22 protein-coding genes are annotated in these 20,950 nt (G+C 64.2%); 11 read left to right on the forward strand and 11 right to left on the reverse strand.

Annotation, left to right across the window (positions count from 1 at the left end; translation table 11 throughout):
* Window positions 1-82: 82 nt before the first annotated feature.
* The 3 genes from FJQ89_RS18140 (at window position 83) to FJQ89_RS18150 (ending at window position 1,983) form a co-directional block, all read left to right on the forward strand.
* Window positions 83-604 carry a peroxiredoxin family protein gene (locus FJQ89_RS18140; RefSeq protein ID WP_141171173.1) on the forward strand — a complete coding sequence of 174 codons (522 nt, stop codon included), beginning with the start codon at window positions 83-85 and terminating at the stop codon, window positions 602-604.
* Between the two features lie 96 nt (window positions 605-700).
* Window positions 701-1,291, forward strand: coding sequence for a sigma-70 family RNA polymerase sigma factor (locus tag FJQ89_RS18145; protein WP_141171174.1), 591 nt, complete (start codon window positions 701-703; stop codon window positions 1,289-1,291).
* Window positions 1,288-1,983 carry an anti-sigma factor gene (locus FJQ89_RS18150; RefSeq protein WP_141171175.1) on the forward strand — a complete coding sequence of 232 codons (696 nt, stop codon included), beginning with the start codon at window positions 1,288-1,290 and terminating at the stop codon, window positions 1,981-1,983. The genes FJQ89_RS18145 and FJQ89_RS18150 overlap by 4 nt, the downstream gene beginning before the upstream one ends.
* Before the next feature lie 46 nt (window positions 1,984-2,029).
* Here FJQ89_RS18150 and FJQ89_RS18155 read toward each other — a convergent pair whose 3' ends face one another.
* Window positions 2,030-2,452 carry a PaaI family thioesterase gene (locus FJQ89_RS18155; protein WP_141171176.1) on the reverse strand — a complete coding sequence of 141 codons (423 nt, stop codon included), beginning with the start codon at window positions 2,450-2,452 and terminating at the stop codon, window positions 2,030-2,032.
* A gap of 90 nt (window positions 2,453-2,542) precedes the next feature.
* The gene (locus FJQ89_RS18160; protein WP_141171177.1) at window positions 2,543-3,700 is read right to left on the reverse strand and encodes a PepSY-associated TM helix domain-containing protein; all 1,158 of its coding nucleotides are present in this window, start codon (window positions 3,698-3,700) and stop codon (window positions 2,543-2,545) included.
* 216 nt (window positions 3,701-3,916) lie between these two features.
* Here FJQ89_RS18160 and FJQ89_RS18165 point away from each other — a divergent pair, with 216 nt between their 5' ends.
* The 4 genes from FJQ89_RS18165 to FJQ89_RS18180 all read left to right on the forward strand — a co-directional run bounded on the left by FJQ89_RS18165 (window position 3,917) and on the right by FJQ89_RS18180 (window position 7,927).
* Window positions 3,917-4,462 (forward strand): YbhB/YbcL family Raf kinase inhibitor-like protein, encoded by a 546-nt coding sequence (locus FJQ89_RS18165; protein WP_141171178.1) that lies wholly within the window; start codon window positions 3,917-3,919, stop codon window positions 4,460-4,462.
* Window positions 4,452-5,273, forward strand: a complete 822-nt coding sequence (locus FJQ89_RS18170; RefSeq protein ID WP_205704506.1) for a helix-turn-helix transcriptional regulator — start codon at window positions 4,452-4,454, stop codon at window positions 5,271-5,273. Before FJQ89_RS18165 ends, FJQ89_RS18170 begins: the two co-directional genes overlap by 11 nt.
* A 67-nt stretch (window positions 5,274-5,340) precedes the next feature.
* On the forward strand, window positions 5,341-5,679 hold the full coding sequence (locus tag FJQ89_RS18175; protein ID WP_141171179.1) for a hypothetical protein: 339 nt from the start codon (window positions 5,341-5,343) through the stop codon (window positions 5,677-5,679).
* A 91-nt stretch (window positions 5,680-5,770) separates the two neighbouring features.
* Complete coding sequence (locus FJQ89_RS18180; protein WP_141171180.1) at window positions 5,771-7,927, forward strand: TonB-dependent receptor; 2,157 nt, start codon at window positions 5,771-5,773, stop codon at window positions 7,925-7,927.
* A 180-nt stretch (window positions 7,928-8,107) separates the two neighbouring features.
* On the opposite strand, the gene ung is transcribed toward FJQ89_RS18180, so the two are convergent.
* The 6 genes from ung to pdxR form a co-directional block, all read right to left on the reverse strand.
* Window positions 8,108-8,776: a uracil-DNA glycosylase gene (gene ung / locus FJQ89_RS18185; protein WP_141171181.1), complete on the reverse strand. Its 669-nt coding sequence runs from the start codon at window positions 8,774-8,776 to the stop codon at window positions 8,108-8,110.
* A gap of 90 nt (window positions 8,777-8,866) precedes the next feature.
* The gene (locus tag FJQ89_RS18190; RefSeq protein ID WP_141171182.1) at window positions 8,867-9,172 is read right to left on the reverse strand and encodes a Txe/YoeB family addiction module toxin; all 306 of its coding nucleotides are present in this window, start codon (window positions 9,170-9,172) and stop codon (window positions 8,867-8,869) included.
* Entirely contained in the window at window positions 9,153-9,422 is a 270-nt protein-coding gene (locus tag FJQ89_RS18195) for a type II toxin-antitoxin system Phd/YefM family antitoxin (protein ID WP_141171183.1), read from the reverse strand. Before FJQ89_RS18195 ends, FJQ89_RS18190 begins: the two co-directional genes overlap by 20 nt.
* Before the next feature lie 122 nt (window positions 9,423-9,544).
* A complete protein-coding gene (lipA, locus tag FJQ89_RS18200; protein ID WP_141171184.1) occupies window positions 9,545-10,561 on the reverse strand; it encodes a lipoyl synthase in 1,017 nt (338 codons plus the stop codon).
* 39 nt (window positions 10,562-10,600) lie between these two features.
* On the reverse strand, window positions 10,601-11,305 hold the full coding sequence (lipB, locus tag FJQ89_RS18205) for a lipoyl(octanoyl) transferase LipB (protein WP_141171185.1): 705 nt from the start codon (window positions 11,303-11,305) through the stop codon (window positions 10,601-10,603).
* A 75-nt stretch (window positions 11,306-11,380) separates the two neighbouring features.
* Entirely contained in the window at window positions 11,381-12,853 is a 1,473-nt protein-coding gene (pdxR, locus tag FJQ89_RS18210; protein ID WP_141171186.1) for a MocR-like pyridoxine biosynthesis transcription factor PdxR, read from the reverse strand.
* Window positions 12,854-12,978: 125 nt separating this feature from the next.
* Here pdxR and FJQ89_RS18215 point away from each other — a divergent pair, with 125 nt between their 5' ends.
* The gene (locus FJQ89_RS18215) at window positions 12,979-14,178 is read left to right on the forward strand and encodes a multidrug effflux MFS transporter (protein ID WP_141171187.1); all 1,200 of its coding nucleotides are present in this window, start codon (window positions 12,979-12,981) and stop codon (window positions 14,176-14,178) included.
* On the opposite strand, the gene FJQ89_RS18220 is transcribed toward FJQ89_RS18215, so the two are convergent.
* The 3 genes from FJQ89_RS18220 to FJQ89_RS18230 all read right to left on the reverse strand — a co-directional run bounded on the left by FJQ89_RS18220 (window position 14,171) and on the right by FJQ89_RS18230 (window position 17,163).
* Entirely contained in the window at window positions 14,171-14,467 is a 297-nt protein-coding gene (locus FJQ89_RS18220; RefSeq protein WP_141171188.1) for a DUF493 family protein, read from the reverse strand. The two genes, FJQ89_RS18215 and FJQ89_RS18220, sit on opposite strands and share 8 nt — an antisense overlap.
* A 319-nt stretch (window positions 14,468-14,786) precedes the next feature.
* Window positions 14,787-16,418 (reverse strand): FecR domain-containing protein, encoded by a 1,632-nt coding sequence (locus FJQ89_RS18225; RefSeq protein ID WP_141171189.1) that lies wholly within the window; start codon window positions 16,416-16,418, stop codon window positions 14,787-14,789.
* A gap of 103 nt (window positions 16,419-16,521) precedes the next feature.
* Entirely contained in the window at window positions 16,522-17,163 is a 642-nt protein-coding gene (locus tag FJQ89_RS18230; RefSeq protein WP_141171190.1) for a LysE family transporter, read from the reverse strand.
* 191 nt (window positions 17,164-17,354) lie between these two features.
* Between FJQ89_RS18230 and FJQ89_RS18235 the strand changes: the two genes are divergently transcribed.
* The 3 genes from FJQ89_RS18235 to FJQ89_RS18245 all read left to right on the forward strand — a co-directional run bounded on the left by FJQ89_RS18235 (window position 17,355) and on the right by FJQ89_RS18245 (window position 20,783).
* A complete protein-coding gene (locus tag FJQ89_RS18235) occupies window positions 17,355-18,302 on the forward strand; it encodes a DUF808 domain-containing protein (RefSeq protein ID WP_141171191.1) in 948 nt (315 codons plus the stop codon).
* A gap of 85 nt (window positions 18,303-18,387) precedes the next feature.
* Complete coding sequence (locus tag FJQ89_RS18240; protein ID WP_141171192.1) at window positions 18,388-18,630, forward strand: YiaA/YiaB family inner membrane protein; 243 nt, start codon at window positions 18,388-18,390, stop codon at window positions 18,628-18,630.
* Between the two features lie 71 nt (window positions 18,631-18,701).
* On the forward strand, window positions 18,702-20,783 hold the full coding sequence (locus FJQ89_RS18245; protein ID WP_243136114.1) for an EAL domain-containing protein: 2,082 nt from the start codon (window positions 18,702-18,704) through the stop codon (window positions 20,781-20,783).
* The last annotated feature ends 167 nt before the right edge of the window (window positions 20,784-20,950 follow it).

The following is a 20,950-nucleotide window of genomic DNA, read 5'->3' on the forward strand; positions in this document are numbered from 1 at the left end:
CTCCCCCATCCGGCCTACGGCGCCTGAGTGATGATGCGACTATAATGGCCGCATCGTTGCTCAACATTAGTGAAACTTTTCCATGTCAACTTCGCCCTCCGCAAGCAAGTCCTGGATCAAGCCAGCCCTGATCGCCGTCTTCGTGGCGGGCGTGGCGGCAGCCGGCTATCTGTCGTTGAATGACAAGCAAAGCGCGCCGGACGTGACCTTCCACGGTATCCATGGCGAGAAAATCACCTCAAACAGCCTGCGCGGCAAGGTGGTGATGGTCAATTTCTGGGCCACCTCGTGCACCACCTGCGTGGCAGAAATGCCGGAGATGGTCGACACCTACAACAAGTACAAGGGGCAGGGCCTGGAATTCGTGGCCGTGGCCATGAAATACGATCCGGCCAACTACGTGCTCAATTTCGCCGAAACGCGCCAGCTGCCGTTCAAGGTGGCGCTCGACGTGACGGGCGAGGCGGCCAAGGCCTATGGCGACGTGGCCCTCACGCCCACCACCTTCGTGCTCGACAAGCAGGGCAAGATCCTCAAGCGCTACGTAGGCAAGCCCGAGTTTGCCGAACTGCATAAACTCCTGGAAAAGGCCATCGGCGGCTGATTCAGTCCCCAGCACCGCACAAAACCCTGTTGCCAGGTGTTGCCAAGCTGTTATAACCTTCCTTCCGTGATCCCATTCACCTTGTGAAGGCCAGCCGTGCCCCTCGCCGCTCAATCGCTCGACCCGCAGCAACTGAAAGCCTGGCTGCTTGCCGCCGGCAACAAGGACGCCGCGGCGTTCCGCCAGCTATATAACTGCACCGCATCGAAACTGTTTGGCTACACCCTGCGTATATTGCATAAGCAAGAGCTCGCTGAAGAAGCCTTGCAAGAGGGGTTCGTCGCCATCTGGAACAATGCCGCCACTTACCAGAGCCATCTGGCCGCGCCGATGACCTGGATGGCCACCATCGTGCGCAACAAGGCGTTCGATGTGCTGCGGCGCAGCGACGATAGCGTGGAAATCGATGCAGACCAGTTTGATAGCGAAGTCATGAATGCACTGCGAGACCCCCAGGCCACGCCGATCGAATCGCTGCAAATGAGCGGTGACGCCAAGGCGCTGGCGTTTTGCATGTCGGCCCTGGAAGGGCTGCACCGGCAGGTGGTCGCCCTGGCGTTCTATCACGACCTGTCGCACAGCGAAGTGGCGCAGCAGATGTCGCTGCCGATCGGCACTGTGAAGACCTGGATACGCCGCAGCCTGGAACGGCTGCGCACGTGCCTGGCGAAACGGGAGGCATCATGAATATCCGCGGCAATGACACACTGCGCCAGAAACTGGCGTCCGAATACGTGCTGGGCACCTTGAAAGGGGGCGCGCGGCGGCGTTTCGAAGGCTGGCTGCACAACGATGCCGATCTGCGCCATATCACGGCCGAATGGCGCCAGCGCCTGGAACCGATGGCGGAATTCGCCACGCCCGCGGCGCCGCCCAAGCGCGTCTGGCAGCAGATCGAGCAGCGATTGCACCTGAAGCCGCAGGGCGGCTGGTCGCTATGGCGCGATGCGCTGTCGTTCTGGCGTGGTCTGGGCCTGGCCTCGAGCGCCATCGCCGCCTTGCTGGTGATCGTCGTGGCCACGCGCATGCTGGACGCGCCGCAAATCAGCTATGTCGCCAGCCTGACGGACGAGAAAGCGCAAACGGCCCTGCTGCTGACGGCCGACAGCCGCCACGGCGCGCTCGAGGTGCGCATGGTAGGCAACGCGCCCGTGCCTGCTGATCGCGACCTGGAACTGTGGGCCGTGCCGAAGAGCGGCCCCCCCCGTTCGCTGGGTCTGCTGGCAGACAAGGGGAGTGTGAAACTGGCCCTGTCGCAGCGCGCCATCGGCAGCGACGTGGCCTTGCTGGCCGTCACCCTGGAGCCGAAAGGCGGTTCGCCGAATCCGAACGGACCGACGGGACCGGTTTTGTATAAAGGTAACTGGGTCAGGCTATAAGGAAATGTCGGGTTACGCAGCGCTGCTGCTAACCCGACCTGCCGGCCTATTTCGGATACAGAATCATCTGCGTGCAGCGGAACAGGGCAATCGTCTTGCCCGTTTCCTTGTTTTTCACCACGGCATCCCACACTTGCGTGTTGCGGCCCTTGTGCTCAACTTTCGCCGTGCAGGTGAGCGTGCCTTCGCGGACCGTGCCCAGGTGGTTCGATTTGAGCTCGATGGTGGTGAAGTTGTTCGCGCCTTCGGGCAGGTTGACGATGCAGCCGTAGCCGGACGCCGTATCGGCCAGGGTCACCACGCTGCCCGCGTGCAGATAGCCGTTCGGCGCCAGCAGGTGCGACAGCACGGGCAATTCCGCCGTCAGCTGGCCATCGCCCACGGCCGTGATGACGATGCCGAGGTGGCCGGGCAGGCGGCCGGTGCCGCGTTCATTCAACATTGCTACGGTAATGTCGGGATGGCTCATGCGGGTCCTTGTGCGGGTGAATCCGGACAGTGGCTACGCCGGAAAATACTATGATGATAGCAACTTTCCCCGCATCGGTTTGACGGCCGCTTATTTCCGGCCGCGCCGCCGTTTCCACCACACCAAACTGCCCGTCAGCAGGAACAGCAGCGGCATCAAGCCAAATACCGTAATGAAGGCGCGCCCGGCCACGCCAAACGCCTGCCCCGAATGCAGGGGGAATTGCCAGCCCAGGAAGACATCCCCTGCCGGCGCCCGCAAGGGATCGCGTATGCGCAAGGGCAAGCCGCTGCGCGCGTCCAGGGTGATGCGCGTGGCACCGTCGCCGTGGGCGATTTCGCCAGGCTGGCGCACGCGCACGTCATACGGCTGGTCCTGTTTCGCTGGCAGCACGATGCGCGACACGCGCGCCTGCGGATACAGCCGCTGCGCGGCGGCCATGGCCTGGCCCGCATCGAGCAGGGCGCCATCCTGCGCTACATTTTTCAATTTTGCCGTGTCCGGCACCGTCGATACCAGCGCCACCAGGGGCACGATCAATTGCGGCAAATTGAAATAGATGCCGGAAAAGGCGAGCACGGCCAGCACGGGCGCGGCAAAGAAACCGGCCGCCTTGTGCAAGGTGTAATGAAAGCGGGGCCAGGAACCGCCATGCGACACCGTCAGGGCACGCTTGATCGCCGTCCACTGCAGGCGCGGCCACCACAGGTAGATGCCGCTCAGCGCCATCAGCAGCAGCATCACGCCGGAAATTCCAGTGATGGTCTTGCCCACCTCCCCCGACAATAAATAGCGGTGCAAATGAAACATGCCCGACATCAGCAGTGGCCGCGTGAGGCCGAAACGGCCCCACTCGCGCTCGCCTTTGACTTGCAGGGTGTAGGGGTCGACCATCACCTGGCGCACGATGGCCTGGCTGAAGGAGGAAGGCTTGCCGGCCTGGCGGTACGACGCCACATACACGTCGCGCGCATCGGCGGGCGGATTGAGCTGGCTCGGCTTGCCGTAGGCGGGGTCGGCCGTGAGCCCATCCACCACCGCCTGCAGCGTGCGCGGCGTCACCTGGAAGGCCTGGCCAGGCGCGGGCGTGCTCGCCTGCAACAAATTCGGATTCAGATACGCGTCGAGCTCCGGCATCCAGGCGATGGCGGACCCCGTCAAGCCCAGCAGGACGAACAGGGCGCCGAACCACAGCCCCGCATACAGATGCAGTTTGCTGAGCAAGCACTTGAGCGAGCGTTGGGACATGGAAACTTTGGGGAAATTTTGGGCTGCGGAACGATAGCATGAAAGCCGCGCAGTGAAAATCATGCGCTACAAGAAAGGGCAAACCAGACAACACGCTCATGGCAAGGCCGGATTCGGGTAAAAGCGAGCGTTTTGGCACCATCAGCGAGCGCATCGGCCTCGCGGGTACAGCTTGCACGGCATACACTTTCCCCTATACTTATCGAAAGGAAAATTATGACTATCTCCCGCTTCCTCGCCGTCACGCTGGGCCTGGCTCTGCATTTGGGCACCCACGCCGCCGATTTCACCCTCACCAGCGCCGACATCGCCCCTGGCCAGACCCTGGCAAGCACGCAAGTATTCCAGGGTTTCGGCTGCACGGGCGGCAACCTGGCGCCGCAATTGTCGTGGCACGGCGCGCCAGCCGGCACCAAAAGCTACGCCATCACCGTGTACGACCCGGACGCGCCCACGGGCAGCGGCTGGTGGCACTGGAGCGTGTTCAATATCCCAACCAGCACCACGTCCCTGGCTGCGGGAACGACCACGTCCACCTTGCCCACCGGCGCCGTGCAAGGACGCAACGATTACGGCGACAGCGCCTACGGCGGCGCCTGCCCACCACCGGGCGACCAGCCGCACCGCTACCAGCTCACGGTGTGGGCCTTGAGCGTGGACAAGCTGCCGCTGGACCAGCACACCAGCGGCGCCATGCTCGGCTACATGCTCAACGCCAACGCGCTGGGCAAGGCGCAGCTGACAGGACTGTATGGCCGATGACATGGAAGCGGTGGCCCTGAGCGAGCTGCGCATCGCCCACGGCACCATCGAGGCGCGCCGCGCGCAAACCCTGCGCCGCGTGCCCGTCTTCCAGAGCGCCCTGTGCCGCGTGCGGCACGGAACCAAGCTGCTGGAATGGGGCGCCCGCCAGGCCCGCGCCGGCACGCACGACGTGGTGCTGATGCCGGCGGGACAGGAACTGGGCGTGGCCAACCTGCCCGGCGCGCAAGGCTACCGGGCCGAAGTGCTGAGTTTTTCGCCGGCCCTGATCGCCCGTTTCCGCGCGCGCCATGGCGGCCTCGTCGATACCCAGCTGCGCCAGGCGGCCACGGCCAGCCTGTGCGTGCCGCTCGACGTGCACGCGGCACTGGCCTGGGACCAGCTGACGGCCAGCCTGGCTGCCGACGCGCCGCCACCACTGCTGGCGCACCAGGCGGAAGGCTTGCTGCTGGCCCTGGCCTTGGGCGGCCATTGCGGCCCGCTGCTGCTGGACCGCCGCGATCCGCTGGCCGCGCGCGTGCAGCAAGTGCTGCTGCTGGACCCGGGCGCTGACTGGAGCGTGGCCAGGGTTGCCAGTCATCTGCATCTGGGTGCGTCCACCCTGCGCCGCCAGCTGGCCCTGGAACAGCGACACTTCCGCGCCATCCTGGAAGACGTGCGCCTGGGACTGGCCTTGCAGGAATTGCAATCTGGCATCTTACCCATCGGCGACATCGCGGCCGCCTGCGGCTACGCCTCGCCATCGCGCTTCGCGGCCCGTTTCCGCCAGCACTACGGCCTGTCGCCGCGCGACTTGCGCGCCACCCTGTAAGCGCGCTCTGGCGCAAATCACGCAACAAGCGCTGACAGCGGGGCGATTTTCTTGCTACTATGCGCCCATGTCTTCCCGCCAGCCATCCCGCAAGCCTTACCCGGCGTCCGCCCTCGCGCGCGCGCCGTGGCAGCTGTGCGTGGCCCTGTTCAGTGCGCTGGCCCTCGTGTTCCTGCTGTCGACGGCCGCCTCGCACCTGCACAAGACGACGCTCGACGCGGAAGAGTGCGCGCTGTGCGCCACGGTCATCGACAAGGTGGCCGACATCGCCGTGCCGCCGGCCATCACCGAGCCGCCCGCCCAGTTATTGCCGTACCGCTTGCTGGCCATCGCGCCCGCTACCCTGGCGCCCATCGCCGCCCTCGTCCTGCCGCCCGTGCGCGGCCCGCCTGCCGCCTCACTGTAGTTCCCACGCCGTTTTTCCTTTTTCAGGCTGCCCCTTGTCGCGCTTGCATGCGCGCCGGGCCGCCTGGCGTTGACTATTTTCGAGGTTTACCATGCAACACACTCCACGTCTGAGCGCGCTGTCGCTCGCCCTTGCCAGCCTGTTCAGCTTTTCCGCCCATGCCGCCGAGCCTGCCGAGGCCAATACCGATGCTGTCCCGCAAGACATGCAGAAGGTCGAAGTCACCTCCGCCCATTTGAAAAGCGCGCGCATCGAACTGTCGCCGAAAGTCGGCACCACCATCTACAGCATCGACAGCCACATGGTCGACATGCTGGGCCAGGGCGACAACACGCCCTTCAATGAGGTGCTGCTGCGCCTGCCGGGCGTGTCGCAGGATTCGAAGGGCTCCGGCGCCCTGCACGTGCGCGATGACCATGCCAACGTGCAATACCGCATCAATGGCGTGCAACTGCCGGAAAGCATCAGCGGCTTTGGCCAGTCGATCGACACGCGTTTGATCGACAAGACCGATTTCATGACGGGCGCCTTGCCGGCCCAGTTCGGCCTGCGCACGGCGGGCATCGTCGATATTGAAACAAAAGAGGGCGGACTGACGCCCGGCGGGCGCATCGGCATCATGCTCGGCAGCCACGACCATGTGGAACCGAGTGCCGAATTTTTCGGCAGCGTGGGCAAGTTCAATTACTACCTGTCCGGCAGCTACCTGGGCAATGCCCTGGGCGTGGAGAATCCGCAAGCCACGCGCAGCGCCCTGCACGACAAGACGCGCCAGAACAAATCGTTCGGCAACCTGTCGTATTTTCTTGATGACAACACGCGCCTGGGCGCCATGTTCGGCACCTACAACGGCCGCTTCCAGATCCCCAACAACCCGAACCAGGCGCCAGGCTTTTCCCTTGACGGCCACAGCGATGCGCAGGCGGGCACGTCCACGTTACCGTCGTCGCAGCTGAATGAAAACCAGCGCGAAGTGAACCGTTTTCTGGTGCTGTCGCTGCAAAAAAGCCTGGGCGACATCAATTACCAGGTGTCGGCATTCCACCAGTATTCGGAACTGCACTTCACGCCCGACGCCATCGGCGACCTGATCTACAACGGCGTGGCTTCCGACTCGCGCCGCGCCAACAGCGCTTCCGGCGCGCAATTCGACATCAGCTACAAGTTGCACCAGGACCACACCGTGCGGGCGGGCCTGGCCTACACGCGCCAGAAGACCACCAGCGACAACACGGTGGCCGTCTTCCCGAGTATTGACGGCGCGCAAGCCTCCACCACACCGATCAGCATTGCCGACAACAGCGGCAAGACGGGCACCCTGGCCAGTGTGTACCTGCAGGATGAATGGCATATCAGCAAACCCTTGACCCTGAACTACGGCGCCCGCTTCGACAAGGTTGCGGCCTACACGAGCGAGCAGCAATGGAGCCCGCGCGTCAACCTGGCTTACCAGATCGCGCCGGGCACGGCCCTGCACGCCGGCTATTCGCGCTACTTCACGCCGCCACCGCAGGAACTGGCGGCGCAAGCCAGCATCAACCTGTACGCCAACACGACGAATGCGCCGGAAATCGGCCAGTCCGACAACGTCAAGGCCGAACGCACGCACTACTATGACGTGGGCATCAGCCACCAGGTGAATGCGAAACTGACCGTGACGGCCGATGTGTACTATAAAAAGATCAACAACCTGCTGGACGAAGGCCAGTTCGGCCAGGCATTGATACTGACGCCATTCAACTATGCGGACGGCTACGCCAAGGGCCTGGAATTGTCCGCCATCTACAGCGAGAAAAACTGGGGCCTGTTCCTCAACGCCAGCACGCAAAAGGCCCAGGGCCGCAACATCAATTCGGGGCAAGCCCTGTTTGGCGCCGATGAGTTGAACACCATCAGCTCCCACTATGTCTACCTCGATCATGACCAGAAATACACGCTGTCCGGTGGCGGCCATTATCACTTTGGCGATTCGCAAGTGAGCGCTGACTTCCTGTACGGCAGCGGCCTGCGCATGACGCCGGACGGCGGCGCCCCGAATTCCGGCCACTTGCCCAGTTACTTCACCGTCAACACGGCGCTCACGCACACGTGGAAGAATACGCCCGTGGGCAAGGTGGAAGGACGCCTGGCCCTGATCAACCTGTTCGACAAGTCGTACTTGCTGCGCGACGGTTCCGGCGTGGGCGTGGGGGCGCCGCAGTATGGCGCCCGCCGCAGCATCTACGCCGGCCTGTCCACCAGTTTTTAACACCTGACAGTACCTACTGCGCGGCGTGGGGCGCGGCCTCCGATGCTCGCTGTGCTAAAGCACAGCTGCGCTTCTCGGCCACGCCGCACATCCGCTCGCTACGGTTCTGTCCAGGTGTTGTAAGTCGCGCGAAGACAGCGGCAGGGAGCAACGCCTGCCGCTGTCGGTTGCCGTCAGGAATCAGCCATCGCCCCAGGCGATGGGCGTCTGGCCATGCGCCTGCAAATACGCGTTGGCCTGGCTGAACGGCTTGCTGCCAAAGAAACCTTTGCTGGCCGACAAGGGCGACGGGTGCGGCGCCGCCAGCACCAGGTGCCGGCCGGGGTCGATCAGGCTGCGCTTGGCTTGCGCATAGCCGCCCCACAGGAGGAACACGAGGTGCTCGCGCTCGGCGGACAGGTGGGCAATCGCGCTATCCGTCAGCTTTTCCCAGCCCTTGGCCGCATGCGAGCCGGCCGTCCCGGCGCGCACCGTCAGCACGCTGTTGAGCAGGAACACGCCTTGCCGCGCCCAGTCGGACAAATCCGCGCGCGCGCGCTCGACGCCCACATCCGTGGCTAATTCCTTGAAAATGTTTTGCAAGCTCGGTTGCGGCGGATGGCCTTCCGGCACGGAAAAACACAAGCCCATGGCCGCGCCGGGCGTGTGATATGGGTCTTGCCCCAGGATCACGACTTTCACCTGCTCGAACGGCGTCAGGTCGAATGCCCGAAAAATGGTTTTACCGGGAGGACAACACGGCCCCGCCGCATATTCCGCCTTGACGAAGGCCGTCAGGCGTTCCCAGTAGGGCTGGGCGAATTCCCCTTCCAGCCGCGCCTTCCACGATGCCTCGATGCGTACGTCCATGGCTCCCCCGTCAAGCATGTTTTTAAAACATCATTGATCAGTATAGCCGCGTCACGTCCGCTACCGCGTTACGGTACGGCTGGGCAATGCCTATTTGTCGTCGTAATAATAACGGCAGGCCGCCACGTAGATACAGCCCGCGTCGGGTAAATACACGAGCCGGTGCTGGCGGTCGATGCGGCGCGACCAGACACCCTTCAGATCGCCCTTCAGCGGTTCCGGCTTGCCCGTGCCCTTGAATGGATCGGCCAGGCATTCATCGAGCAAGTCATTGATTTTTTGCAGGATTTTCAGATCGTTCTCTTGCCAGAACAAATAGTCTTCCCAGGCATGATCGGTCCAGGCCAGCACGGCGGCGCGCGCCTGCTGCTTGTTTTCAGTCTTCCGGTTTTTCATGCCGCGCCAATGCTCGTGGCTGCGCCTTGCCCGCCCTGATCTGCGCCACGGACGCCATCAGGCGGCTGGCATTCTTTGCCGTGCCCAGCAAATACAGGGTTTCCTCGATGCTGTTGTAGTCCGACAAGGACAGCATCACCACGTGTTCGCCATTCACGCGCGTGATCACGGTGGGCGTGTGGTCGTTGCAGACGTCGTCCATCACGCTTTTCAGGCCCGCGCGCGCCTCGCTGAAAGTCAGGATATTCATGCCGTGCCATCGCTCCCTTGGAAGTACATGCCAGCAATTGTACAGGATGTTGTACATCACCTCAATCAGGCAAAAAAAACCGCCCGGCTAAAGCGGACGGTTTTTGATACGGCGCAAAGGGCTTAGAAATTCAGCGCCGATTCCACGCCGGCGCTGTGCGCCTGTTCATCCGCATGGTACGAGCTGCGCACCATGGCGCCCACGGCGGCGTGGGTGAAGCCCATTTTATACGCTTCTTCTTCGAACATTTTGAAGACGTCCGGGTGCACGTAGCGGCGCACGGGCAAGTGGCTGTTCGATGGCGCCAGGTATTGGCCGATGGTCAGCATGTCGATGTCGTGCTCGCGCATGTCGCGCATGACTTGCAGGATTTCCTCGTCCGTCTCGCCCAGGCCCACCATGATGCCGGACTTGGTTTTCACGTCCGGGTACATGGCTTTAAAGTCTTTCAGCAGCTTCAGCGAGTGCATATAGTCGGAGCCGGGACGCGCTTCCTTGTACAGGCGCGGCGCCGTTTCCAGGTTGTGGTTCATGACGTCAGGCAAGCCATCCTTGAACAGGTCCAACGCTTTTTCCAGGCGGCCACGGAAGTCGGGCACCAGCACTTCGATGCGGGTGTTTGGCGACAGGGCGCGCGTTTGCTGGATGCACTCGACGAAATGGCCGGCGCCGCCGTCGCGCAAGTCATCGCGGTCGACGGAGGTGATGACGACGTAGTTCAGGCGCAGCTTGGCGATGGTTTTCGACAAGTTCGATGGCTCTTCCTTGTCCAGCGGGTCCGGGCGGCCATGGCCCACGTCGCAGAACGGGCAGCGGCGCGTGCACTTGTCGCCCATGATCATGAAGGTGGCCGTGCCCTTGCCAAAACATTCGCCGATGTTCGGGCAGCTGGCTTCCTCGCACACCGTCACGAGCTTGTTTTCGCGCAGGATATCCTTGATTTCATAGAAACGGGTCGATGCCGATGCGGCCTTGACGCGGATCCAGTCCGGCTTTTTCAGGCGCTCGACTTGCTCGATCGGAATGATCTTGATCGGGATGCGCGACGTCTTGCTGGCGCCTTTTTGCTTTTCGCTCGGGTTGTACGCGGGAGTGGCGGTCGCGGCGGGGGCGGTGCTGGAAATGGTCTCAGAAGTCATGGCTGCAAGCCCTTGAGGGGCAAAGTTTGGTTTGTTTGCTCAGGCATCCGTTGCCTGAGGCGCGCCTGCGGCGCTGTTTACTTCGCTTACATCGAGTAATACGGTCAATTCATGGGCCAGGGCCCGCTGCACGTCTGTCAGCGGCGCCACCACGCCCATGCTGCGCATGTCCACCGTCTTCAGGCCGGAATAGCCGCAGGGGTTAATCCAGGAAAACGGCGCCAGGTCCATCGCCACGTTGAGCGATACGCCATGGTAGGTGCAGCCGTTGCCGCGCACTTTCAATCCCAGCGCGGCGATCTTCGCACCCTTGCTTGGCCCGCCGGCGATATAGATGCCAGGCGCGCCATCGATGCGTTCGCCAGCGAGATTATACGCCGCCAGCACGTTGATGATGGCTTGCTCGATTTTATGCACGAACTGGCGCGCATACAGCTTGCCGCCCGGCTTGTTGCGGCGCAAGTCCATCAACAGATAAATCACCACCTGGCCGGGGCCGTGGAAGGTCACTTCGCCGCCCCGGTCCGTCTGCACCACGGGCACATTCTCGGCGCCGGCCAGCAAATGGCCACGGTCGGCCGCCAGGCCCAAAGTAAATACGGGCGGATGCTCGACGATCCACAGTTCGTCGCGCGTGTCCGTCGTGCGCGCGTCGGTAAAGGCGCGCATGGCGGCAAAGGTCGGCTCGTAATCGACGCGGCCCAGCTCGCGGATCAGCGCCGTTTCGGTGCGGGTGGTGGTCATGACAGATTCTGTAATCAGCTGCCGGCGCCCTGCGGACGCTGCGGCGAAGCCGTGATTATAAGCCAGGCCGCCGTTTCATTCCGGGGCAGACTCTGGCAACAACAGCAATCTGCCCAATTTTTGTGCAGCGTGGCGCACCTGGGCCAGACTCAGCGCCGTGTAACCGAGCAGCACGGCCGGCGCCAGCCTGGCGCTATGGCAAAAGTCGCCGAGCGGCTGCAGTGCCAGCCCCTCCTGCGCGGCGCGCGCGCAAAACGCCCGTTCGTCAGCATCCGGCGCCAGCCACAGCACGCAATGAAAGCCCGCCTGCTGGCCTGAAATCGTGTAGCGGCCAGGGGCGACCTGTTCCAGGCAAGCCAGCAGCAGATCGCGCCGCTCCTTGTAGGCCAGGCGCGCCAGGCGCAAATGACGCACGAAAGCGCCTTCCTCCATCCAGGCAGCCAGCGCCAGCTGCTGCGTCACACCCACGGCGCGGCCCGTCAACTGCACGATGCGCAGCAGTGGCGGTCGCAAGGGGGGCGGCAGCACCATGAAGCCCACGCGCAGGCCGGCAAACAGGGTCTTGTTGAAACTGCCACAGTAGATCACGCGCTGATACTGGTCGAGCGCCTTCAGGGCCGCCAGCGGGGCGCTGTGGTAATTGAATTCGCTGTCGTAATCGTCTTCCACCACCCAGGCGCCGCTGTCGTTCGCCCATTCCAGCAGGGCCAGGCGGCGCGTGACGGACATGGTCACGCCCAGCGGCGACTGGTGCGCCGGCGTTACATACGCGAGGCGGGCATCGGTGTGCGCGGCCAGGGCGGTGCAATCGATGCCCTCGGCGTCGACGGCAATGTCCACCGGCACGGCGCCCGCCAGGGCGAACAGGGCGCGCGCGGCCGGGTACCCCGGTTCTTCCAGGCAAACCTTGTCGCCATCGCGCACGATGCCGCGCGCCAGCAAGTCGATCGCGTGGCGGATGCCAGTGGTGACAACGATGTCTTGCGGGTCGCAGCGGATGCCGCGGTACTTGGCGAGGAAGTCGGCGATCTGCTGGCGCAGCTGGGGCAAGCCGGCCGGATCGGCGCTGCACAGCTGCTCCGGCGTGGCAGCCGCCAGCGCCCGCGTGGCGCACTTGGACCAGGCAGGTATGGGAAACAGGCTGGCGTCGGCGCGCCGCGCCACAAACGGCAAACCGTCGCGCACGCCCGTGTCCGGGGCGGGCGCAGGCACGACGGACGGTGCGGCCGGGGTGGCATCGGCGAAACCTGCCATCAAAAAACGTTCCGGTACCACGGCGCACACGCGCGTGCCGGAGCCGGGCACGCGCGTCACATAGGCTTCCGCGTGCAGGCGGTCGAACACGGTTTCGATGGTGCCGCGTGATAACTCCCAGCGCTCGGCCAGGGTGCGGCTGGACGGCAGCCGGCTACCCGCCGGCAGCATCTTCGTCAGGATGGCCGAGCGCAGCGCTTCATACGCGCCATCCTGCTTGTTGACGCCCGCCTTGGCTAGCCAGCTGGTGGGACGCGGCAAGTCCAGGGCGTGCGGTGATTTTCCTCGCGGCATGATGATCGTCCAAGTGGTCCAATGAATTTTCTGATGACTGGCACTTCGCATTACACCACAACCATCCTACTCTCACCGTTCCGGTGCGCCAACGGGGCGCACGTTTGCAAGGATCGTATAAAACAATGCAGAAACAACTCGCTGTATGGGCCTGGGGCGGTATCGTGCTGCTGCTGGTCTGCCTGTCGCGCATCAGCATCGACATCTATTTACCTTCGCTGCCAGCCATGGCCGATGCCCTGCATGCCAGCGATGCCCAGTTGCAACTGACCCTGAGCCTGTTCATGGCCGGCTCGGCCGCCTCGATGCTCGCTTGCGGGCCGCTGGCCGACCGTTACGGACGCCGTCCCGTGCTGCTGGCCGGCACGGGCATTTTTGTGCTCGCCAGCATCGTCTGCACCTTCACCAGCGACGTGCACGTGCTGATCGCCGCGCGCGTACTGCAGGCCTTCGGCGGCTGCAGCGGCACCATCATCGGCAGGGTCATGGTGCGCGACCGGTTTGACGCCGCCACGCAGGCGCGCATGCTGGGGAAAATATCGATGGTGATGGGCCTGTCGCCGATCCTGGCGCCGTTGGCCGGCAGCGTGCTCGACGCGGCCTTCGGCTGGCGCGCCGTGTTTGGCGTGCTGTGCCTGCTGGGCGCACTGTCACTGGGCCTGATCGCCGCGTATGTGCCGGAAACCAGGCCGGCTGACGCCGTCCCCCAAGGCAATACCCTGGCCCTGTACCGCCGCCTGCTGGGCGACGCGTATTTCCTGCGCTATGCGCTGGCCATCGGCTGTGTATATTGCACGTATTTCCCCTTCATCGCAGAATCGTCCGTGCTATTGCAAAGGGGCATGCATCTGTCGCCGCACGCGTATGCGCTGGTGTTCGCGCTGACGGTCAGCGGCTATATCGCGGGGTCGAGCCTGTTCCGCGCCCTGGGGCCGCGCCTGGGCGCCGACCACATGCTGGGCGTGGCGGTGCTGATCAATCTGGCGGGGACGGTCAGCCTGTTGCTGGCGGGTACGTTGGCGCCGCAGCACGTGGCGTCGCTGGTGGCGCCGATGCTGCTGGTGATGGTATCGGTGGGCATGGCAATCCCCGCCTGCCAGCTGGCCGTGCTGCAGCCATATGGCACCCAGGCGGGCAGCGCCTCGGGTCTGTTCTTCTTCGTGCAGATGGCCATCACGGCCGCCTGCGGCGCCGTCATCGCCGCCATCACGGATGGCAGCGAAAAGCCCCTGCTGTGGGTGACGGCAGCGGCCAGTGGCGCCTTTGCCGCCGTCTGGCTGCTCACGAAGAGCCGGGCCAGCGTGGCGGCAGCCAGTCTTACATGACGATCTTGACCATCGGGTGGCCCGACAGTGCCATGTACAGGGCGTCGAGCTGCTCGCGGCTGATGGCGCGCACGGTGACGGTCAGGCCCGTGTAATTGCCCTTGCCCGACGGACGCTCTTCCATGCGGCCCTCGTGGAAGGTCGGATCATGGCTGATGACCAGTTCCAGCATGGTCGGCGCGAAATCGACGTGCGTCGGACCCATGATCTTGATGGGAAAGTCGCTCGGGTATTCGATCAGCGATTCGCTGGGAGGAATGATATGTTCGGTGGGAGGGGTCGTTTGCATGGGAAATCCTATCAGTGCCGGTCAGGACAGGCGGCGCCGCGCATAGCGCGCAGCGGCTGCATAAAGACGTATTGTAGCCAACTTTGGGGTCGCCTGCGCCGTTGCCATGGCGCCAGGGGCGCGGAAAAAAAAAGCCAGCTTTGTAAGCTGGCGAAAACTATTTCGTTTGGACAAAATAGCCGGAAAAGTCGCTGCCATGACGTGGAGGAAAAGCAGTGGTCGTACTGTAAGCAAACTACGCCGGCTTTACCTGCGGTATGTGACGAACTGCGCCTTTTGCGGCCTGAACGTCGATACGGCGCGACAGGCGGCACGACCGTCAGCGCTCCGCTTCCTGCTGCAGCCGGCTGTTGCGGCCGGGATTGCCGCGCTCATTGCCTCTGTCATTACTGCGTTCACGTGGCGGCCCGCTGCGTTCGCTGACGGGACGCGGCTGCGGCCGCTCGGCGCGCGGCCGTTCTTCGCCACGCCACCCGGGGCGGCCCACCTGGTCTTGCACGGGCGGCAAGGCTGGCACCGCCGGCATCAGGGGCTGGGCCGGTATCGGCGGTATTGGCGGCTGCTGCGGCTGGGCCGGCACGGGCGGCCGGTTCGGCGGCATGGGACGCGGCGCCAGGTGCGTCTGGCCATCGTCCGTCTGCAGGCGGCCGGGACGGTTGACCCAGTCGCGCCGGACACCGTTGTCGCCGCGCGGCGCATCAACGGGACGCTGCCAGTTGCCCGCAGGCGCAGGCGCCGTGCTCAAGGGCAAGCTTTGCATGACGGGCGGTGGCATGCTGGTGCGGTTGCGGCGCGGCACATCGACCGTGCGCGATCCGCCAAAACGCTCGCCGGGCAGCATCGTCATGCCCTCGCGCCGTTCGCGTTCGCCCGCCACGGGGCGACGCCCCTCGGCCACGCGGTTGATACGGCGTTCATAGTCCGCGCTGGCGCGGTAGCCGGGCACATAGCGCTCATGCGGCGACAGGGGAAACCAGCCGACGCCGGGACGCTGCTCATGGTTTGTCCCGTGATGGCCGCCGACCCAGCCCACCAGGGCCGGTGCCCACGGCACGCGGCCGCGCTCGCGCCCCGGCGCCCAGCCCCAACGCTGGCCCAGCAGCACCCAGCGGCCATAATGCGAGGGCGCGTAGCCCCACGGTGCATTGTCGACCCAGGTCCAGCCCCATGGCGCGATCCACGTCCAGCGCCCGTCGCTGTACGGCGCCCAGCCGGCCGGCACCGCGCTGGGCAGCCACAGCGGACCATATTGCGCATCGTCCTGCCAGGCACCGTAGCGGTCCAGCTCTTCATAGCCGGTGGTATCGTCCGTGACATAGCGCAAGGCCGGCGCGGCGGAGGACAAGGCTTCGGGCCAGTTGTCGAAAGCGATCCGCTGCAAGGCACCCGTGCGCAACTCCTCGTCCGTCAATTCCGCGCGCTTGCCGGCACGCAAGGTCACGCTGCCCGTCGCGCCATCCACGTCGGCCACCCCGTCGAGCACGCTGACGACGCTGGTGCCGGGCTGGCGCCCCGCCTCGATGCGCACCCAGCCCGGCTGGGTCAGGATCACGCGGGCCTGGGCGGTGGTCAGCTCGAAGCCGCGCAGCGCATCGGGATTGCGCACGCGCACGCTGACCGTGCCATAGCCGAGGTGTAGCTTGAAACTGTCGTCATCGAGCTCGCTCACTTCCAGCTCGGAATCGCCATCGAGGCGCACGGCGGCCGCGCCCACGCGAAATTCCGCCAGCGCGCCGCGCATGGTGCTCAGGCGGTTATCCGTCGTGACGGGCCAGTTCAGCAGGGCGTTTTGCGCCTCGCCATCGCCGGCGCGCACCAGCACCTGCCCTTCGACGGTGGAAATGCGCCCCACGCGGGCAGGCGGGTCCTGCGCCAGGGCGAAGGTGCATGCCGACGACAGCAGCATGGCGCACATGGTGTTCAAGAGGGGGAGAGACAGGATAGGACGCATGGCAGCGCTCCAGGCAAGACGTACAAGGATGATTGCTATCGATTACATCCGCATCGTGCGGGCATCGCAAGCGGGCTTACAAATGTTTGCATGTTGATTGGACTCAGGATGCCGCCTGGCCACCCCGCTTGACGAAGAACAATGCCGTGCCGACGGCCATCAGCAAGCCGCCAAAGAAGCGGTTCTGCTTCTTCACGGCCTTGGCATCGCGGAAAAAGCGCTGCATCGACGATGCCAGGAAAGCGTAGCCGTGCATGACGATCTGATCGATCGTGCACATGGTGACGGCCAGGATCAGCAATTGCGGCAGCAGCGGCGCCGTGGGGCTGATGAATTGCGGCAACACCGCCACCATGAAGATGATGCCTTTCGGATTCGTCACGTTGGTCAGAAAACCCGTCAGCACGCGCCGGCGCATGGACGGCACCACCGCGTCGGCATGCAGGTCGCCCGTCACCGCCACCCTGGCGCGCCACTGCGACAGGCCCAGGTAGATCAGATACAAGGCGCCCACCGTCTTGACGATATTGAACGCCACTTCGGACGCCAGCAGCAAGGAACCCACGCCGGCGCCGGCGATGCCCAGCACCACCAGCAGCCCCAGCTGCAGGCCGAGGATGGTGGCGCTGGCCTTTCTGACCCCGTAGGACAGGCCGTGCGACATCGACAGCACGGCGCCCGAGCCGGGCGAAACGGCAATGATGGAGGCGGCGATGACAAAGGTGATCCAGGTGGCAAAGTGCATGCGGTATCCAAAAATGCTGACAAGGAGCAATTTTAACCCGGCCCGTGCGGCCCTGCCGGCCCTGCCTGAGGTAAGATCGCAAGGATGCCTTACCCACGTCACCCCTTGCCGTACAACCAAGAATAACATCATGAAAAACAACACTTTCCTCGCTCCAATATTTCCTGTCACCACTGCGGGAGCGCGCTGAGATGGCCGGCTCCAGCCTGCTGGCCCTGCTCGACGACATCGCCAGCATCCTCGACGACGTTTCCCTGATGACCAAGGTAGCCGCCAAGAAGACGGCCGGCGTGCTCGGCGACGACCTGGCCCTGAACGCGCAGCAAGTGGCCGGCGTGCGCGCCGAGCGCGAATTGCCCGTCGTGTGGGCCGTCGCCGTCGGCTCGCTGAAGAACAAGGCCATCCTCGTGCCCGCCGCGCTGGCCATCAGCGCGTTTGCGCCGTGGGCCATCACGCCGCTCTTGATGGTGGGCGGCGCCTACCTGTGCTTCGAGGGCTTTGAAAAGATCGCGCATAAATACCTGCACCCGGATGACAGCCACAAGGCCGAGCTGGCACAGGCGCTGCGCGACCCGCAGGTCGACCTGGTGGCGCTGGAAAAGGACAAGATCAAGGGCGCCATCCGCACCGACTTCATTTTGTCGGCGGAAATCATCGTCATCGCCCTCGGTACGGTGGCCGCGGCCACCTTCGCCGAGCAGGTGGCCGTCGTCGTCGGCATCGCCCTCATCATGACGGTGGGCGTGTATGGCCTGGTGGCCGGCATCGTCAAGCTCGATGACGCGGGCTTTTATCTGGCCGCGCGCAAGGGAGCGGGCGCGCTGATGAACGGCGTGCGCGCATTTGGCCGCATGCTGGTGTCGGCGGCGCCGAAACTGATGAAATTCCTGTCCGTGGTGGGCACGCTGGCGATGTTCATGGTGGGCGGCGGTATTTTGACGCACGGCTGGCCGTGGGCCAGCACCATGCTGCACCACGCGGAAGTAACGGTGGCCGGCGTGGCCGGCATCGGCCCCGTGCTGGCCGCCGTCACCCCCAGCCTGATCAACGCGGTGGCCGGCCTCATCGCCGGTGGCCTGGTGCTGGCCGGCGTCACGGCCGTGTCGGCTTTATTACGCATGATCAAGCCAAACAAATAAGCCTTCTGGTCTGATGGGGCGGCAGGCGCATCCGTGCCGGCCGTCCCGGCCATGCCGGCGGCGCCTGCCTGCCCATGGAGACCCTATGCAGCCTTCCCCCATCCAACGCCGCAGCAGCGCCTTCATTGCTGCCTCCTGGGCGGCACCGCTGATCGGCGCCATCACCTATTTGACCGGCCTGTGGAATGCCACCCTGCAAAACAGCGAAAAGGGCTTTTATGCCATGGCATTCCTGCTCAGCCTGTTTGCCGCCGTGGCCGTGCAAAAGAATGTGCGTGACATGGCACGCGCCGCACCCGCTACTTCTGCCGAGGCGCCGGGAACTTAAACAGCAGCGGCGCATCTATTCTGTATCCATGTCGGGAGAGGATGATGGGCGACCAGCAGAAACGTCTACAGATGGCACTGGAAGCTGCGCACATGGCCATCTGGGATTCGCGCATCGTCGCTGGCCAGGTCATCGACGGCACGGTCATCTGGTCGGCCAGGGGTGCCGCCTTGCTGGGCCTGGAAGAACATGCGCTGACGCAGCCGTTCCGCAGCTTTCTCGACAGCGTGCATGCCAGCGACCGCGACAAGGTGATCAAAGTGCTGCAAGACGGCGTGCGCCGGCGCGGCGGCTACGCCCTGCAATACCGGGTCATCTGGCCCGACGGCAGCGAACACTGGCTGGCGGCCAAGGCGCAGGTCTTCGTGGATGGCGCCGGGCATCCCGAGCGCACCCTGGGCATCATCTGGGATGTCACCGAGCACATACTGCGCGAACTCATGATCGCCGAGCGCAAGGAACTGGCCGAAGTGACGCTCAGCTCCATCGGCGACGGCGTCATCACCACCGATCCGCAGGGCAAGACGCGCTACCTGAACCGCGTGGCCGAGCAATTGACGGGCTGGAGCAGCGACATGGCACAGGGCCTGGACATCGGACTGACCTTGCCGCTGGCCGATGAACGCACAGGCGAAGCACGCGAGCACGTGGCCATGCGCTGCCTGCAACAGCGCCAGGCCATCGGTATTTCCCCACGTTCGCAGCTGATCACGCGCGAAGGCCGGCGCATCGCCATTGAAGAGTCCGCCGCGCCCATCTGGTCGCGCGACGGTGAGATCCTCGGCGCCGTCGTCGTGTTTCGCGACGTCAGCCACGAACGCAAGCTGAGCCAGCAATTGTCGTGGCAAGCCACGCACGATGCCCTGACGGGCCTGATCAACCGGCGCGAATTCGAACACCTGGTGGCGGGCGCACTGCATACGGCCAAAGAAAGCGGCCACACGCATGCGCTGCTGTACCTCGACCTGGACCAGTTCAAGGTCATCAACGACACCTGCGGCCATGGCGCCGGCGACGTGCTGCTGCAACTGCTGGCCAAGATGCTGCAGGGGAAGATGCGCGACAGCGACATCCTGGCGCGCCTCGGCGGCGACGAGCTGGGCGTGCTGCTGCCACACTGTCCGCTCGAGCATGCGCGCCTGATCGGCGAACAGCTGCGTCAAGCCATCCACGAATTCCCCTTCGCCTGGGACGAACGCAGCTTCGAGCTGGGCGTGAGCATCGGCATCGCGGAAATCAACCAGGACAGCAAATCCATGAGCGAGCTGCTGAGCGCCGCCGACCAGGCGTGCTACCTGGCCAAGGAGCAGGGCCGCAACCGCATCCATGTCTACCAGGAGTCGGACGTCATGCTGGCGCAGCGGCATGGCGAAATGCTGTGGATTTCACGCCTGAACGAAGCGTTCACGCACGACTACTTCCGCCTGTACGCCATGCCCATCGTGCACCTGCGCGACAGCCCGGAACAACATGATGAAGTGCTGATCCGCATCCGCAACGGCAAGGGCGACCTGATCTTGCCCGGCGCCTTCATTCCTGCAGCCGAACGCTACGACATGATGCTGTCCATCGACCGCTGGGTCATCCGCGCCGTCTGCCAGCATATCCAGAGCGTGCGCGACAGCCTGCCGCCCTTGGCCGCGCTGGCGGAAAGCCGGCGCCGGGCACCGGCGCTGTATTCCGTCAACCTGTCGGGCATGTCGCTGGCCGACCCCGGCCTGCACGACTACATCACGGCGCAGTTCGTGCAGTACGCGATTGCGCCCGAACAAATCTGCTTTGAAATCACGGAAACGGCCGTCATCGCCAACCTGCCAAAAGCGCAAGTGTTCATGCGCCAGCTCAAGGCCATGGGTTGCCGCTTCTCGCTCGACGACTTCGGCAGCGGCTTTTCCTCGTTCGGCTACCTGCGGGCACTGCCCGTCGACTATTTAAAGATCGACGGCATCTTCGTGCGCGGCATCGCCACCAATGCCATCAACCGCGCCATGGTCAAGGCCATCAATGAAGTAGGCCACGTCATGGGCTTGAAAACGGTGGCCGAATACGTGGAAAACGCGGAAACCCTGGCCATCATCCGCGAACTGGGCGTCGACTACGCGCAAGGCTACGCCGTGGGCGGCTTGCGGCCCCTGACGGCGGGCGTGGATTAGCCTCCACCGGCAACCAGTAGCTTTAAAACAATGCCGCATTGCTATCCCTAAATGCGTGCAAGCACGACCAATCTGGAGGATTTTGATCTACATCAATAAATTTGCGCAGGCGACTCCTTACACTGATCTCCATTCTTGCAATCGTGCAAGTCTTACTCACAAATTAG

Source organism: Janthinobacterium tructae, assembly GCF_006517255.1.
Lineage (GTDB): Bacteria > Pseudomonadota > Gammaproteobacteria > Burkholderiales > Burkholderiaceae_D > Janthinobacterium > Janthinobacterium tructae.